The sequence below is a fragment of the Pseudomonas sp. C8002 genome (assembly GCF_013385765.1).
Classification (GTDB): Bacteria; Pseudomonadota; Gammaproteobacteria; order Pseudomonadales; family Pseudomonadaceae; genus Aquipseudomonas.
Map to the genome: position 1 here is coordinate 379,223 of NZ_JACAPJ010000001.1, position 14,715 is coordinate 393,937.

Below are 14,715 nucleotides of genomic sequence, written 5' to 3' on the forward strand. Positions count from 1 at the left end.
ATGTCTACTCCACCTAACGCCCTCGCGGACGAAAGCTTGCACACCGCCCTGATCAAGGCACGTCTGCCCACGTGGGTTGCCCATATGGCCCCCGTCGATGTGCGCCGGCTCAAACATGGACTGTTGCCCGGCAGGGAGCGGCCTGCCACCAAGGTCCCGCTCTCGCCCGCATTGAACAAGGCACTCGATGACAGTCGCAAGGCCAGCCGTCAGTCCCGCGAAGCCTTGGCCAAGGGCCTTGGCGCGCTGCAAGGCATTGTCGAATTCGCCCAGCCCAAGCTGGAAGCGGCGTTGCGCGAGGCGATGGGCGAGGCCCCGGACGTCCACAAAAACCAGCTGCATTACCTGCGGTATCGCCAGGCCCCGCAGCAGCATTCGTTGTTGCAGGCAGCGCTGCTGAACTTCGAGGGCGATGAAGACTTCACCGATATCGCCCTCGAACAGACCAGCGCCCTGGCGCCGGAAGGTGCGCTGCTGACCGAGTACTACGGCGAGGCGCGGGCGGATGGCTCGCGTGCGGCGCGTTATCGCTACAGCGAAACCCTGTCGATGACTCCACAAACCTTTTCCACCCTGTGCCGCACCCTGGACCTGGGACAGCAATACCAGGCCCATCTGGCGCAGGTGTTCGATGCCGCTGCCACTCGGGCCGTGGTGCGGGAGCAGATGATTCGCGCGCAAAAAGACCTGCTGACGGTACGCCTGTATGCCGCATGGGCGCAGGGCGACATCGGTCCGGCGGTGTTTCTCATGTTGCGTGAGTTGCTGGCAGGTACTTCGCGGCCGCTGCTGGAGGGTGAGGCCGTCCGTTTCGGTCAACTGTCGATCCTGGGCTGCGAGCTGGGGGAGGTGCTGCTGATCGGGCCGGGTGTCGCACCGACCCGGTCCGTGATCCCGCCCTTGTTTCCTGGGGCAGGTGTGAGCGGGCTGCTTCCCGTGGCGCCTGATACGCGGGTGGTGGCCTGGATTCCGGGCGCGCCGCAGTGCCCGCTCAAGGAATACCCGTCTATGCAGGCGTTCGACAAGGAACTGGCGGTGAACCTGCGCTCACCTGCCTATCAGCAGTTGTTTGCCAGCCTGGTACCTCAGCAACAGGCGCCGCAGTTCCTTGAGCGCCTCAAGGAAAAACTCTACACATTCACCTGGAACCCGCGAGGCTACAAGGAGCAGGTCTACGACGAGCAAATCAACTTGAACCGGCGAGAACGGATGATCGAGGGGGAGCTGTTCGGCGCGCTCTACGAGCGGCATGTACAGCGCCTCAAGGACAATGCCAGAACCCTGGCGGTGCCCACTGCGGAGGCTGACCGAAAAGCCGCACAGGCACGCCATGCTCACTGGTTGAGCATGGGTTTGAACACATTGAATGTGGCCGCATTCATGGTGCCCGGCCTGGGGGAGCTGTTGTTGGCGGTCACGGCGATTCAGTTGGGCCTGGAGGTCTATCACGGCATCGAATCCTGGCAGGAGGGCGATATGGATGCGGCATGGGAGCACCTGGAGTCGGTGGCGCTGAATCTCGGGTTCATGGCCACCCTGGGCGGGGCGGCAGCCCTCGCTGGCCGGGCGCCCGCTATCCAGGTGTCGAAATGGGTCGATGGGCTGGTGCCGGTGAAGTTGCCGAACGGCGAAAGGCGCCTGTGGAAACCCGACCTTGCGGCCTACCGCAGTCATACCGTTCTGGATGCATCACTCAAGCCCAATGCCCAGGGTCAGTACGCGCAGGGCGGCAAGATGTACGTGCGTCTGGGTGAGGGCCTTTATGAAAAGGCTTTTGATGCGCGGACTCGAAAATGGCGGATCCAGCATCCGAACAATCCGGCTGCGTACCAGCCGATCCTCGAGCACAACCAGGCGGGTGCCTGGCGCCATACCCATGAACGCCCACTGGAATGGGACCGCCTGACCTTGCTGAGGCGCCTGGGTCATGAAACCCAGGGAATCAGCGATGCAACGTTGAGCGCCCTTGGCGACATCAGCGGCATCAGTGATGACCTGTTGCGCAAGGTCCACATAGATGGTTTGCCGATGCCTGCCGTGCTGGCCGATACGTTGCAGTTGTTTCGCGGCGCGCCGCCACAGGCTGTACTCCTGTCCCCCGAGGGCGCAGTGTTGCAGCGCCGCTTTGCTTCTTTGTCCCGAGGCGCGATCAACGAAATTATCAGTACGGCCAGCGATAAGGAACGCCTGCAGATACTGGGCCGAACCGGTGTTGCGCCGCGCCTGGATAACCTGGCGCGGCGTGCGGTACAGCAACGTCGCCTGAGCAGTGCGTTGGCCGGCTTGTACCTGCCGGCGCTCGCCAGCCTGGACAGTGACCGGCTGGCGTTGCATTGCTTGCAGCAACTGCCGGGCTGGTCTCCCACGCTGCGCCTGGAACTGCGCGCCGACAACCCCAGTGGGCGCTTGCTGGCTGAGGTTGGGCCTGAAGACGCGGCAGTGCGCCGTTACCTGGTCAAAAAAGGCGAGACATTCCTGGCGTGCGACCTGCAGGGGGCTCCTCTTAACAGTCCGGTCCCCGGCAGTCGTAATTTCTACCCATCAATCGTCCATGCCTTGCCCGTGACCCTGCGCCAGTCACTGGGTTTGCCGCTGGCCAGCGCGGACGTCGATTTGCAGCAAACCCTGGCACGGTATGCCACGGCACACCGCCTCGAAATGGCCGCCGTGCTGAAGATACGCGCGCCCATGGCTCGCCCGGCGTTGCGTCTGGCGAGCGGGTCATTAGGTTATGCCCTGAGCGGCCGGGGTGCGGCCCAGGCACCCAATGCCGCCCTGGCGGCCAGGGTTCGCGATGTTTACCCCAACCTCAGCGATGAGGCGGCCCAGCTGTTTGTGCAAAGTCTGTTGCAGGCCGGCCAGCGCCCCCCACAGATCTATGAGTTGATTGGCAACCGCGAGCGCGAACTGACCCGGTTACGCATGACCCTGGATCAGTGGGTGACGCAAAACAGTGCTCAGGCGGGGGCACAACATACGGCAGACACCCTGATCAATTGCTGGCGCGAAGGCGCGTACCGGGGCTTGAAACCCCATGCCTATCTGTCACTGGGCAAGGCCGGTAACTTGCCGGCGCTGGATGCTGATTTTTCCCATGTGCGAGGGTTGGGCGTAAGCGGCGAAACCCTGGCGGGCGCCCAGGGCACCAGGCTTGCGCAGCAGTTCTCCAACGTCGAAGTCCTGAATGTGTTTACCGAGCCCGCCCATGTCGAAGCGATTGCCGCGGGCCTCGGGCTGTTTCCCAAGCTTGAAGAGTTGTCGATCGACGGCTGGGGCTTGACCTATTCGCCGGCCTTTTTGCAACGCCTTAACACGTTGAGCCAATTGCGCCGGTTAGTCCTGACGGGCGCGCTGGACGCGTTGGATGTCAGTGGCTTGAAACAGCTGCTTGCCTTGCGGGTGGCGGGCGCCCTGAAAGAGTGGCCGGTAGGTGTTCTGACGTTAGACAAACTGGAGACGCTCGACCTGTTGGCGACCGGGATAAATACCATGCCGGCGGCAATGCTTGAGGGCCACGAGCGCCTGTGGCGTGGCCTTACCCTCAACTGGGCAGCGTTTGAGCGACGTGCGTTCATGCCGGTGTATCAGCACGTGAAAGGCCACCCGGGGCATTTGGTGGATGAAGTGCTGATGGTGGACGCTTATTGTGAAGGCGCGTTGCGACGCCTGAAAGACAGCGACCCGGCGTTTGCGCCCAGTGCCTTGGCGTACCTGCGGCGCCATCGGTTGACCAGTGACGCCAAGTTGACCCGTGTGCACGCCTTGCTGGATGAACATGCAACCTTGCAGCAGGCGCTGGAAGAGTGGCAGGGCAGGGAAGTGGAGGTCGACCGGCGACCGGTGGACCCGCTCAATCGTCAACGTGCGGCAGACAAGCTCATGGCTTACTGGCGCGATGGTCTCGACCGACGTTTTGCCTCCCCCCGTGAGGTGGCCGGGCCTTCTTCGCCAGCCGCCTCCGAGGGGGTCATGCTGGACCTGTCGGGTACGGTACTGGGGGATTTGCCGCCGATGCCGGCCGCAGCTTTTGCCCACGTGCAGCGCTTGAACCTCGCAGGCACCCGGGTTTCAGTGGCGGCATTGAACGATTTCCTCCTCCAGTTCACCCAAATCCACGGCCTGGACCTGAGCCGCAGCAACCTGATGGACCTGCCGGCGTCCCTGACGCAGTTGAGGTCTCTCAAACAGCTGGACCTGGCGCACAACCAGTTGACGATCACTGAGGCGATACAGCAGCGCCTCAGCGCCCTGGTCACGCTTCGAGGGTTGAACCTGGATTACAACCGTGTGGGTACCCTGGATGTCAGTGGGCTCAACCAGCTGCGCAGCCTGAACCTGAGCCACACCGCGACCACCGCCTGGCCGACAGGTTGGCTGGCATTACCCGAACTGCGTCAAGTGGATCTGAGCTACAGCGCTATTACCACGATCCCCCAGGCTGCACTGACCGGCCATGACCTGCTGATGCTCAGCAGCAACGTGCGTGGCTGTCGCCTGACCTTGCCGGCCTGTGCCGACATACAGCGTTTTGCCCTGCGTACCTACCAGGACAATCCGTTGAACGTCGCACCGGCCATGCTGCCGGTTTTTGGCCCGAGCTTTTACCTGGACAAACCCTTGGGCATTCCCCGCGAAGGGCTGGCGGAGGGCAGAACGGGGGGCGATCCGGAATACTTTCCCCTGGAGGTCACGGACAGTCCCGATCTGCTCCTCGCGCTGGAGGTAGAGGTGCCCAACAGTGAAGTTCGGCAGACACCTGCGCAGCGTCTGCAACAAATAGACCCGGCGTTGTCCACGCGCGATGCGGTACGGCGCATTGACGAACTGCTTGTCAGTGGCCTGGGCGCACTGGAGGTCGAGGCATGCCTGGTTCGGTGGCGCACGGGCTACCGGGGTATGGTGCGGGTGTTGAACGACTGGATCGATATTCGCGGTTATCGCCAGGGGGGCGGCTGGGTCAGCGCGGTGGACCGTCGTCGCGCGGCCGACAGGCTTATCGACAGTTGGCGCCATACCTTGCGGGCGCACCCCGAGGTTGCGCCGGGCGATGGGCGCGAGGTCCTTCAATTGAACGACCTGTATCTGGGTGACCTGCCGGCGTTACCCGAGCCGTTGGCCCATGTGAGGGTGTTGAACCTCAACGCAGTCAAGCTTACTGAGCAGGGCTCCAATGCGTTCCTGCGGGCGTTTCCCAAGCTACGTACCCTGACTCTCAACAATAATGGCCTGATGAGCCTGCCCGACGCCGTCGGCGAATGCTCGACACTCACCGAGCTGCGCCTGAGCCATAACGAACTGCGCTATCGCAGCGAGCTGCAGGGCCAGCTCAATCGGCTGACCGCGCTGGAGCGCCTGGACTTGACTGAGAACCTCCTGGACTCTCTGGACATCAGCAGCCTGCCTCAATTGCAGTCATTGGAACTGCGCGGCAATAACCTTCTGGCATGGCCGCAGGGTGTCCTCCAGGCTCCACAGTTGCGCCACCTGGACCTGCGCAGTAACCGTATCGAAACCATCCCTGAAGACGCGTTGTTGCCCCGGCACAGCGCCTTGATGTGGGGCACTGACCTGTCCGATAACCTCCTGGTTGAGGAAGATCTGGCACGCCTGCGCGCCTACGAGCAGCAGACCGACTGTGGTCTGGGGTTTTCGGCCGAGGAATTGGAAGACGCACTGGAGAGTTACCACAGTACCGATAGCAGCTCCGGGTCGGATATCCACCCTGAACTCTTGACCCCGGAACAACAGAAGGCCCAATGGTTCTCGGGTATTGCCGCCGATTCGGCCCGCCACCGGGTATGGAGCGTGCTCAAGCAGGCCGAAAACAGCGAATACTTTTTCTACATCATTTCCCAGTTGAAGAACGCCCAGGATTTCCTGCACGACCGCGCCGACCTGACTCGCCGGGTGTGGGCGGTACTTGAGGCGGCGGAGCAATACCCGCACTTGCGCGAACAACTGTTTGGCCAGGCACAGGCGATGCAGGTGAGGGCGACCTGCGGCGATGGCTGGATTCTCCTGTTCAGTGATCTTGAAGTCAGCGTGTATGAGTTCAAGGCCCTGCGGGTCAGGACGCCCGAGCAGGAAGGCACCACGCTGTTCAACCTGGCCCGGCGCATGATCCGTCTCGATGAAGCGGAGCGCATTGCGGGTGAAGCGATCAACCGCAGCCCCAGCATCGACCCGGCGGAAATTCGCCTGGCCTACCGCATTGGCCTGGCCGAGCGCCTGGATCTGCCTCACCAACCGTCCACCATGCTGTACCGCAACCTGTCCCGGGTGACCCAGGCCAACATCGATCAGGCGTATGCCGCCATTATGGCCAGAGAGAGTACTCCTGTGTTTATGCAAGAGCTGGTCAAGCGCCCGTACTGGGTCAGCTACTTGCAGAAGCTGTATCCCGAAGAGTTTTCGGTGTTGGCCCAGGCGCATCAGGTCAAGGTAGATGCCCTCGAGGAGCTTCACCCGGACCTCAGCGCCCAATACCTGAGCGAAGTCGCAGCCTTGGACACCGAAAACCTTGCCGAGCAACAGGCACTGGCGCTCAGGCTTTCGGGGCGGGCGAGGAGGGATCTGGGGATCTGACCCGGGCGCCCAGCCGGCTGGACGCCCGGGTCAGCGCGCCACGACTTAGTTGTCGTAACCCAGGTTCGGCGCCAGCCAGCGTTCGGTCACGCTCAGGTCCTGCTCCTTGCGGGCGGTGTAGCTGGCGACCTGGTCCTTGTCGATCTTGCCCACCGCAAAGTACTGCGCCTGCGGGTGAGCGAAGTACCAGCCGCTGACGGCTGCTGCCGGGAACATCGCGTAGTGCTCGGTCAGGAACACGCCGCTGCGGCCGGCGTGCATCTCCCGGGCTTCAGGGTCCAGCAGTTGGAACAACTGGGCCTTCTCGGTGTGATCCGGGCACGCCGGGTAACCCGGGGCAGGGCGCATACCGCTGTACTGCTCCTTGATCAGCGCTTCGTTATCCAGCACTTCGTCCTTGGCGTAACCCCAGTGTTCCTTACGTACTTGCTGGTGCAGCCATTCGGCGCAGGCTTCGGCCAGGCGGTCGGCCAGGGCCTTGACCATGATCGAGTTGTAGTCGTCGCCGGCGTCCTGGTAGGCCTTCGCCACTTCTTCAGCGCCGATGCCAGCGGTGGTGATGAAGCCACCGATGTAGTCGGTTACGCCGCTGTCCTTGGGTGCGACGAAGTCGGCCAGGGAAAAGTTCGGCTTGCCGTCGGTCTTGATGATCTGCTGGCGCAAATGGTGCAGCCTGGCAATCGGCTGGCCGTCATCGCCGTAGACTTCCAGGTCATCGTCCTGCACCTGGTTGGTCGGCCAGAAACCGAACACCGCGCGGGCGCTGATGAGTTTTTCGTCGATCAGCTTCTTGAGCATTTCCTGTGCGTCGGCGTACAGCGCCGTCGCCGCTTCACCCACCACTTCATCGGTGAGGATGCGCGGGAACTTGCCGGCCAGGTCCCAGGAGATGAAGAACGGTGTCCAGTCGATGTACTCGGCCAGGATGTTGAGGTCGATATTGTCCAGCACCCTGGCGCCGGTAAACGTCGGCTTGACCGGCGTGTAGCTGCTCCAGTCGAACTGCGGCTTCTTGGCGATGGCGGCCGGGTAGCTCAGGCGCTCGGTGCGCGCGCTGCGGTTGGAGGTGCGCTCGCGCACGTCGATGTATTCCAGGCGGGTTTTCTCGACGAATGCCGGCTTCAATTCCTTGGACAGCAATTGCGTCGCCACGCCCACGGCGCGGGAGGCGTCGGTGACGTAGATCACCGCGTCGTTGCTGTATTTGGGCTCGATCTTCACGGCCGTGTGGGCCTTGGAAGTGGTGGCGCCACCGATCATCAGCGGCAGGTGGAAATCCTGGCGCTGCATCTCGCGGGCGACGTGCACCATCTCGTCCAGGGACGGGGTGATCAGCCCGGACAGGCCGATGATGTCGCACTTCTGTTCCTTGGCCACCTGCAGGATTTTCTCGGCCGGGACCATCACGCCCAGGTCGACGATGTCGTAGCCGTTGCAACCCAGCACCACGCCGACGATGTTCTTGCCGATGTCGTGCACGTCGCCCTTCACCGTGGCCATCAGGATCTTGCCCTTGGCTTCCGGCTTGTCGCCTTTTTCCAGCTCGATGAACGGGATCAAGTGGGCCACGGCCTGCTTCATCACCCGGGCGGATTTCACCACCTGAGGCAGGAACATTTTGCCGGCGCCGAACAGGTCGCCGACGATGTTCATGCCGGACATCAGCGGGCCTTCGATCACTTCGATCGGGCGCGCGAACGACTGCCGGGATTCCTCGGTGTCTTCAACGATGTGGGTGGTGATGCCCTTGACCAGCGCGTGTTCCAGGCGCTTGTTGACTTCCCAGCCGCGCCATTCTTCGGTCTCGGCTTCCTTGACGCTGCCGTCGCCCTTGTACTTGTCGGCAATGGCGAGGAGGGCGTCGGTGCCTTCCGGGGTGCGGTTGAGCACCACGTCTTCCACCGCGTCACGCAGCTCGGCCGGGATCTGGTCGTAGATCTCCAGCTGGCCGGCGTTGACGATACCCATCGTCAGGCCGTTGCGGATCGCATACAGCAGGAACACCGAGTGGATGGCCTCACGCACCGGGTTGTTGCCACGGAACGAGAACGACACGTTGGACACGCCGCCGGAGGTCAACGCATACGGCAGCTCGTCGCGGATGTAGGCACAGGCGTTGATGAAATCGACGGCGTAGTTGTTGTGCTCTTCGATACCGGTGGCGACCGCGAAGATGTTCGGGTCGAAGATAATGTCTTCCGGCGGGAAGCCGACTTCATTCACCAGGATGTCGTAGGAGCGTTTGCAGATTTCTTTCTTGCGCGCTTCGGTGTCGGCCTGGCCGGCTTCGTCGAACGCCATCACCACTACCGCCGCGCCGTAGCGCTTGCACAGCCTGGCGTGGTGAATGAACTGTTCCACGCCTTCCTTCATGCTGATGGAGTTGACGATGCCCTTGCCCTGTATGCACTTCAGGCCGGCCTCGATCACTTCCCACTTGGAGGAATCGATCATGATCGGCACGCGGGAGATGTCCGGCTCGCCGGCAATCAGGTTGAGGAAGGTCACCATGGCCTTCTTCGAATCCAGCATGCCTTCGTCCATGTTGATGTCGATCACCTGGGCGCCGGCTTCCACCTGCTGCAGGGCGACTTCCAGCGCTTCGGTGTAGTTGTCTTCACGGATCAAGCGGGCGAAGCGGGCGGAACCGGTGATGTTGGTGCGCTCGCCGACGTTGACGAACAACGAGTTGCGATCAATGGTGAACGGTTCCAGGCCCGACAGGCGGCAGGCCTTCGGAATGTCCGGGATCGGGCGCGGTGCGTAACCGGCCACGGCCTTGGCGATGGCTTCAATATGGCCCGGGGTGGTACCGCAGCAACCACCGACGATGTTCAGGAAGCCGCTCTGGGCGAATTCTTCGATGACCTTGGCGGTTTCCGACGGCAGTTCGTCGTACTCGCCGAATTCGTTGGGCAGGCCGGCGTTCGGGTGGGCGGAAACGTGGGTGTTGGCCTTGTTCGACAGCTCTTCCAGGTACGGACGCAGCTCGCTCGCCCCCAGTGCGCAGTTCAGGCCCACAGACAGCGGCTTGGCGTGGCTGACCGAGTTCCAGAAGGCTTCGGTGGTCTGGCCCGACAGGGTGCGGCCGGAGGCGTCGGTGATGGTGCCGGAGATCATGATCGGCAGTTCGACGTTCAATTCTTCGAACACGCCCTGTACGGCGAAGATCGCGGCCTTGGCGTTGAGGGTGTCGAAAATGGTTTCGATCAGGATCAGGTCGGCGCCGCCTTCGATCAGGCCTTTGGTGGCTTCGGTGTAGTTTTCCACCAGCTCATCGAAGGTCACGTTGCGGTAGCCGGGGTTGTTTACGTCGGGCGACAGCGAGCAGGTACGGCTGGTCGGACCGAGCACGCCGGCGACGAAGCGCGGCTTGGCCGGGTTTTCCAGGGTCTTGGCGTCGGCGATCTTGCGCGCCAGGCGCGCGCCTTCTACGTTTAGTTCGTAGGCGAGGTCTTCCATGCCGTAGTCGGCCATGGAAATGCGCGTGGCGTTGAAGGTGTTGGTTTCCAGGATGTCGGCGCCGGCATCCAGGTAGGCTTTTTCGATGCCGCCGATCACGTCCGGACGGGTGATTACCAGCAGGTCGTTATTGCCCTTGACGTCGCTCGGCCAGTCGGCGAAGCGTTTGCCACGGTAGTCCTGCTCTTCCAGTTTATAGCTCTGGATCATCGTGCCCATGCCGCCGTCGAGGATCAGGATGCGTTCCTTGAGGGCTTGGTGGAGGGCTTGCAGACGAGCGCTACGATCGGGCATGGGACTACTCTGGTCAGGTATTACGGAGGGCGAAGATCATAACAAACCTGTGCGCTTTTAGAGCATGTGCTGGGTTTGCATGAATATCGCTCATGTTGGCGGGGGCGTTACATCGGTAGAATCGACGGGTTTTTCACTGCACGCATTGAATCGGGACCGGAAACATGTCACTTCGCCTCATCGTCAGCGCCGCGTTTGCGCTGTTCGCCCTTACCGCACAGGCAGAAGGTCCCGCCCCGGCGATCTCTTATACCCGTGACATCCAGCCGATCTTCACCGAGAAATGCGTGGCCTGCCACGCCTGCTACGACTCGGCCTGCCAGCTCAACCTGGGCAGTGCCGAAGGCGCCGCACGTGGCGCGACCAAGGTGCCGGTGTACGACGGCGAGCGCAGCCAGGCCAGCCAGCCCACCCGTTTGTTCTATGACGCCTTCGGCAAAGCCGCCTGGCAGCAAAAGGATTTCTACTCGGTACTCGACGCCCAGGGCAGCCAGGCCGCACTGATGGCGCGCATGCTGGAGCTGGGGCATAACGCGCCGCTTGCGCCCAACGCCAAGCTGCCCGACGACATCGTGCTGGGCCTGAGCCGCGAAAACACCTGCCCGATGCCGGGGGAGTTCAACGCCTACGCAGGTAACCACCCGAAGGAAGGCATGCCCCTGGCCGTCACCGGCCTGACCGACCAGCAGTACCAGACCCTGCAACGCTGGCTGGCCTCCGGCGCACCGATCGACGAACAAGGCCTGGCCCCGAGTGCCAAGGAAGCCTTGCAAGTGCAGCAATGGGAAAACCTGTTCAACCAGCCCGGGGCCCGGGAAAGCCTGGTGGCGCGCTGGTTGTTCGAGCACCTGTTCCTTGCTCACATCTACTTTGAAGGCGGCGAACCGGGGCATTTCTTCCAGTGGGTACGCTCGCGCACCCCGAGCGGGCAGCCGATCGACCTGATCAACACCCGCCGCCCCAACGACGACCCGGGCACCCAGGTGTACTACCGCCTGTGGCCGGTGCAGGGGGTGATCGTGCACAAGACTCACATCACCTATCCGTTCAGCGCCGAGAAGATGGCCCGGATCAAGTCGCTGTTCTATACCGATGACTGGCAGGTGCAAGCCTTGCCGGGCTACGGGCCGGGCCGGCGTGCGAACCCGTTCGAGACCTTCGAGGCGATTCCGGCCAAGGCGCGCTACCAGTTCATGCTGGATAACGCCGAATACTTCGTGCGTACCTTCATTCGCGGGCCGGTATGCCGGGGCCAGATCGCCACGGACGTGATCCGCGACAACTTCTGGACCCTGTTCCAGGACCCCGATCACGACCTGTATATCACCGATGCCCGCTACCGCGGCCAGGCCACGCCGTTGCTGGCGATGCCGGGGCAGATTGACGATGTGGGCAGCGTGCTCAGCCTCTGGCTCAAATACCGCGACAAGCGCAACGAGTACGAAGCGTTGCGCCGGGACAGTTATGCCGACCTGCCGCCGCCGAGTTGGTCGAGCCTGTGGGCGGGCAACGACAACGCCTTGTTGAGCATCTTCCGTCACTTCGACAGCGCCTCGGTGACCAAGGGCTTGATTGGCGAAGTGCCGCAAACCCTGTGGCTGTTCGACTATCCGCTGCTGGAGCGCACCTACTACCAGTTGGCGGTGAATTTCGATGTGTTCGGCAACGTTTCCCATCAGGCCCAGACGCGCCTGTATTTCGACCTGATCCGCAACGGTGCCGAGCAGAACTTCCTGCGCCTGATGCCGGCGGACTCGCGGGATGACTTCCTTGACGATTGGTACCAGAACAGCGGCAAGGTCAAGCTGTGGCTGGACTATGAAGCCATCGACGATGACAAGCCCACGGGCCTCAAGCTCGATGAAAAGGACCCCAAGCGCGACTTCGCCAACCAGTTGCTGGCCCGCTACGGCGACCTGAACGCCAGCCCGGACCCGATCAACCGTTGCGTCAGCGCCTATTGCTCGCGTCCGGGCATTGACCCTGCGTTGCAGGACGCCGAACAGGCCCTGAGCCGCCTGACCAACCGCCCGGCGGCGGGGCTCAAGGTGATCGACCTGTTGCCGGAAGCGACCATGCTGCGCATCGAAACCCGCAGCGGCAAACGTGAGATGTACAGCCTGTTGCGCAACCGCGCCCACAGCAACGTGGCCTTTATGCTCGGTGAGGCTTATCGCTATCAGCCGGGCCTGGACACCGTGACCATTTATCCCGGCGTGCTGAGCAGCTACCCGAACTTCATGTTCAACATTCCGGCGCAGCAAGTGCCGGAGTTTGTCGCGGCCATGGAGAATGCCAAGGACGCCAATCGCTTCGAGAAGATTGTCGACCGTTGGGGCATTCGCCGCAGCCATCCGCAGTTCTGGCAGTACTTCCACGACCTGTCGCAGTACATCCACGAAACCACGCCGTTGGAAGAAGGCGTGCTGGACATGAACCGCTACGAGAATCTTTGATCGACCTTTGACCGTCGACGGCTGTCCCAAGCCATAGGCACCTGAATAACCGGTGTCGAGGGTTGGGAGAGTGGGTCGACGATGTTGATTTCAGTACAGGCACTGCGCGCCCTGGCGGCCTGGACCGTGGTGGGTCATCACTTCATGCAGATTTTCTTTGGCTTTAAGGCCGATTCGGCGCTGGGCCACCTGTTTGTCGACAAGGGCGCGGCAGGCGTGGATGTGTTTTTTGTGATCAGCGGCCTGGTGATCTTCCTCTCCACCGAGAACAAACAGCTGCCGCCCTGGCGATTCCTGCTGTATCGCCTGCTGCGAATCGTCCCGGCCTACTGGTTCTACACGCTGTTGATGGCGCTGCTGGTGGTATTTGCGCGGCCGGTGTTGCCGGACCAGAGCGTCGATGCGGCCCATGTGTTGATGTCCTTGCTGTTCATACCTTCCGAAAATCCCGGTGGTTATGGGGTGTACCCGACCTTGAATGTCGGCTGGACCCTGAACTACGAGATGCTCTTCTACGTGCTGTTTGCGTGGGCGTTGCTGTTTCGCCGGCAGTGGCGGGTGCTGGTGGTGGGCGCGTTGTTGTTCGCTGTGTGCCAGGCGTGGACTTCTTTCGGCTGGATCAGCGAATTCTATCGTTCGGACATTGTGTATGAGTTCCTGCTGGGGATAGGCATCGGCATGCTTTACCGCAAGGGCTGGATTCGCCCCGGGCTGTGGCTTCCATTACTGGGGATTGCGGGGGCATTGTTGGCGATCTATCACTGGCCCGCATCGCCGCGGGCCCTGACCTGGGGCTTGCCGAGTGCGGTGCTGGTGGTGGCCTGTATCTCGATGGAACGCTATTTCGAGCGCAGCCGGCTGCTCAAGGTGATGGGGGATTGTTCCTACTCGGTCTATCTGATGCACGTGCTGGTGCTGTCGGCGGGTGGTTTTGTCGCCCAGCGTTATGGGGTTAACGCCTACGTGATGCTCGGCGTGTGCGTGGTGCTGATCGCCCTTGGGTCGCTGGCCAGCTACCACTGGCTGGAAAAGGGCAGTTATCGTCGGCTCAAAGGCTGGTTCGATGGCGACGAACGGTTGGTTCTTTCCCGACAAAAATACTAGGACTTTGTACCTCGGTAATAATTTGGCGTAAACTGCCGGCAAGCCTGCGAGGAGTTTCCATGACCGCCATAACCATTACCGACGCCGCCCACGATTACCTGGCTGATCTGCTGTCGAAGCAGAACACCCCGGGCATTGGCATCCGCGTCTTTATCACCCAGCCCGGCACCCAGTACGCTGAGACGTGCATTGCCTACTGCAAGCCGGGAGAAGAAAAACCTGAAGATACGGCGTTGGGGCTGAAAAGCTTCACCGCGTATATCGATGCGTTCAGTGAAGCGTTCCTTGACGATGCGGTGGTTGATTACGCCACTGATCGCATGGGTGGCCAACTGACCATCAAGGCGCCGAATGCCAAGGTGCCGAATGTTAATGCGGATAGCCCGATTAACGAGCGCATCAACTATTACCTGCAGACCGAGATTAATCCTGGGTTGGCCAGCCACGGTGGTCAGGTGAGTCTGATTGACGTGGTTGATGATGGTATTGCTGTGTTGAAGTTTGGTGGCGGTTGCCAGGGCTGCGGCCAGGCGGACGTGACCTTGCGTGAGGGTATTGAGCGTACGCTGCTTGAGCGGGTTCCGGAGCTCAAGGGTGTGCGGGATGTGACTGACCATACGCAGAAAGAAAACGCCTACTACTAAGGGTGTTCGCTGCGGATGTGAAAAACGGCGCCCCGTGAGCGCCGTTTTTTTATGGTTTGGGTTAGGTATGTTGTGTACATATCCGTTGCTGCGGTAACGGCCGCTTATGGTTCCGCTCTTACAGCGGGTCACTTTTGGCAAACGCCCCAAAAGTAACCAAAAGGTCTTTG

At 61.8% G+C, this 14,715-nt stretch carries 5 protein-coding genes; 4 read left to right on the forward strand and 1 reads right to left on the reverse strand.

All coding sequences use genetic code 11. The features are described 5' to 3' along the window. Positions 1-6,585 carry an NEL-type E3 ubiquitin ligase domain-containing protein gene (locus HX814_RS01760; protein WP_177008202.1) on the forward strand — a complete coding sequence of 2,195 codons (6,585 nt, stop codon included), beginning with the start codon at positions 1-3 and terminating at the stop codon, positions 6,583-6,585. A 45-nt stretch (positions 6,586-6,630) separates the two neighbouring features. Here HX814_RS01760 and metH read toward each other — a convergent pair whose 3' ends face one another. Continuing rightward, entirely contained in the window at positions 6,631-10,341 is a 3,711-nt protein-coding gene (gene metH, locus HX814_RS01765) for a methionine synthase (RefSeq protein ID WP_177015377.1), read from the reverse strand. Positions 10,342-10,505: 164 nt separating this feature from the next. Between metH and HX814_RS01770 the strand changes: the two genes are divergently transcribed. The 3 genes from HX814_RS01770 to nfuA all read left to right on the forward strand — a co-directional run bounded on the left by HX814_RS01770 (position 10,506) and on the right by nfuA (position 14,545). Continuing rightward, positions 10,506-12,797 carry a fatty acid cis/trans isomerase gene (locus HX814_RS01770; protein WP_134326798.1) on the forward strand — a complete coding sequence of 764 codons (2,292 nt, stop codon included), beginning with the start codon at positions 10,506-10,508 and terminating at the stop codon, positions 12,795-12,797. Between the two features lie 81 nt (positions 12,798-12,878). After that, positions 12,879-13,901, forward strand: a complete 1,023-nt coding sequence (locus HX814_RS01775; protein ID WP_003210814.1) for an acyltransferase — start codon at positions 12,879-12,881, stop codon at positions 13,899-13,901. 59 nt (positions 13,902-13,960) lie between these two features. Then, positions 13,961-14,545: a Fe-S biogenesis protein NfuA gene (gene nfuA / locus HX814_RS01780; RefSeq protein WP_003210817.1), complete on the forward strand. Its 585-nt coding sequence runs from the start codon at positions 13,961-13,963 to the stop codon at positions 14,543-14,545. Positions 14,546-14,715 lie beyond the last annotated feature (170 nt).

Coding starts and splice junctions, on each gene's coding strand:
- HX814_RS01775 (WP_003210814.1), top strand. CDS start 12,879: ATGTTGATTTCAGTACAGGCACTGCGCGCCCTGGCGGCCTGGACCGTG.
- HX814_RS01770 (WP_134326798.1), top strand. CDS start 10,506: ATGTCACTTCGCCTCATCGTCAGCGCCGCGTTTGCGCTGTTCGCCCTT.
- HX814_RS01760 (WP_177008202.1), top strand. CDS start 1: ATGTCTACTCCACCTAACGCCCTCGCGGACGAAAGCTTGCACACCGCC.
- metH (WP_177015377.1), bottom strand. CDS start 10,341: ATGCCCGATCGTAGCGCTCGTCTGCAAGCCCTCCACCAAGCCCTCAAG.
- nfuA (WP_003210817.1), top strand. CDS start 13,961: ATGACCGCCATAACCATTACCGACGCCGCCCACGATTACCTGGCTGAT.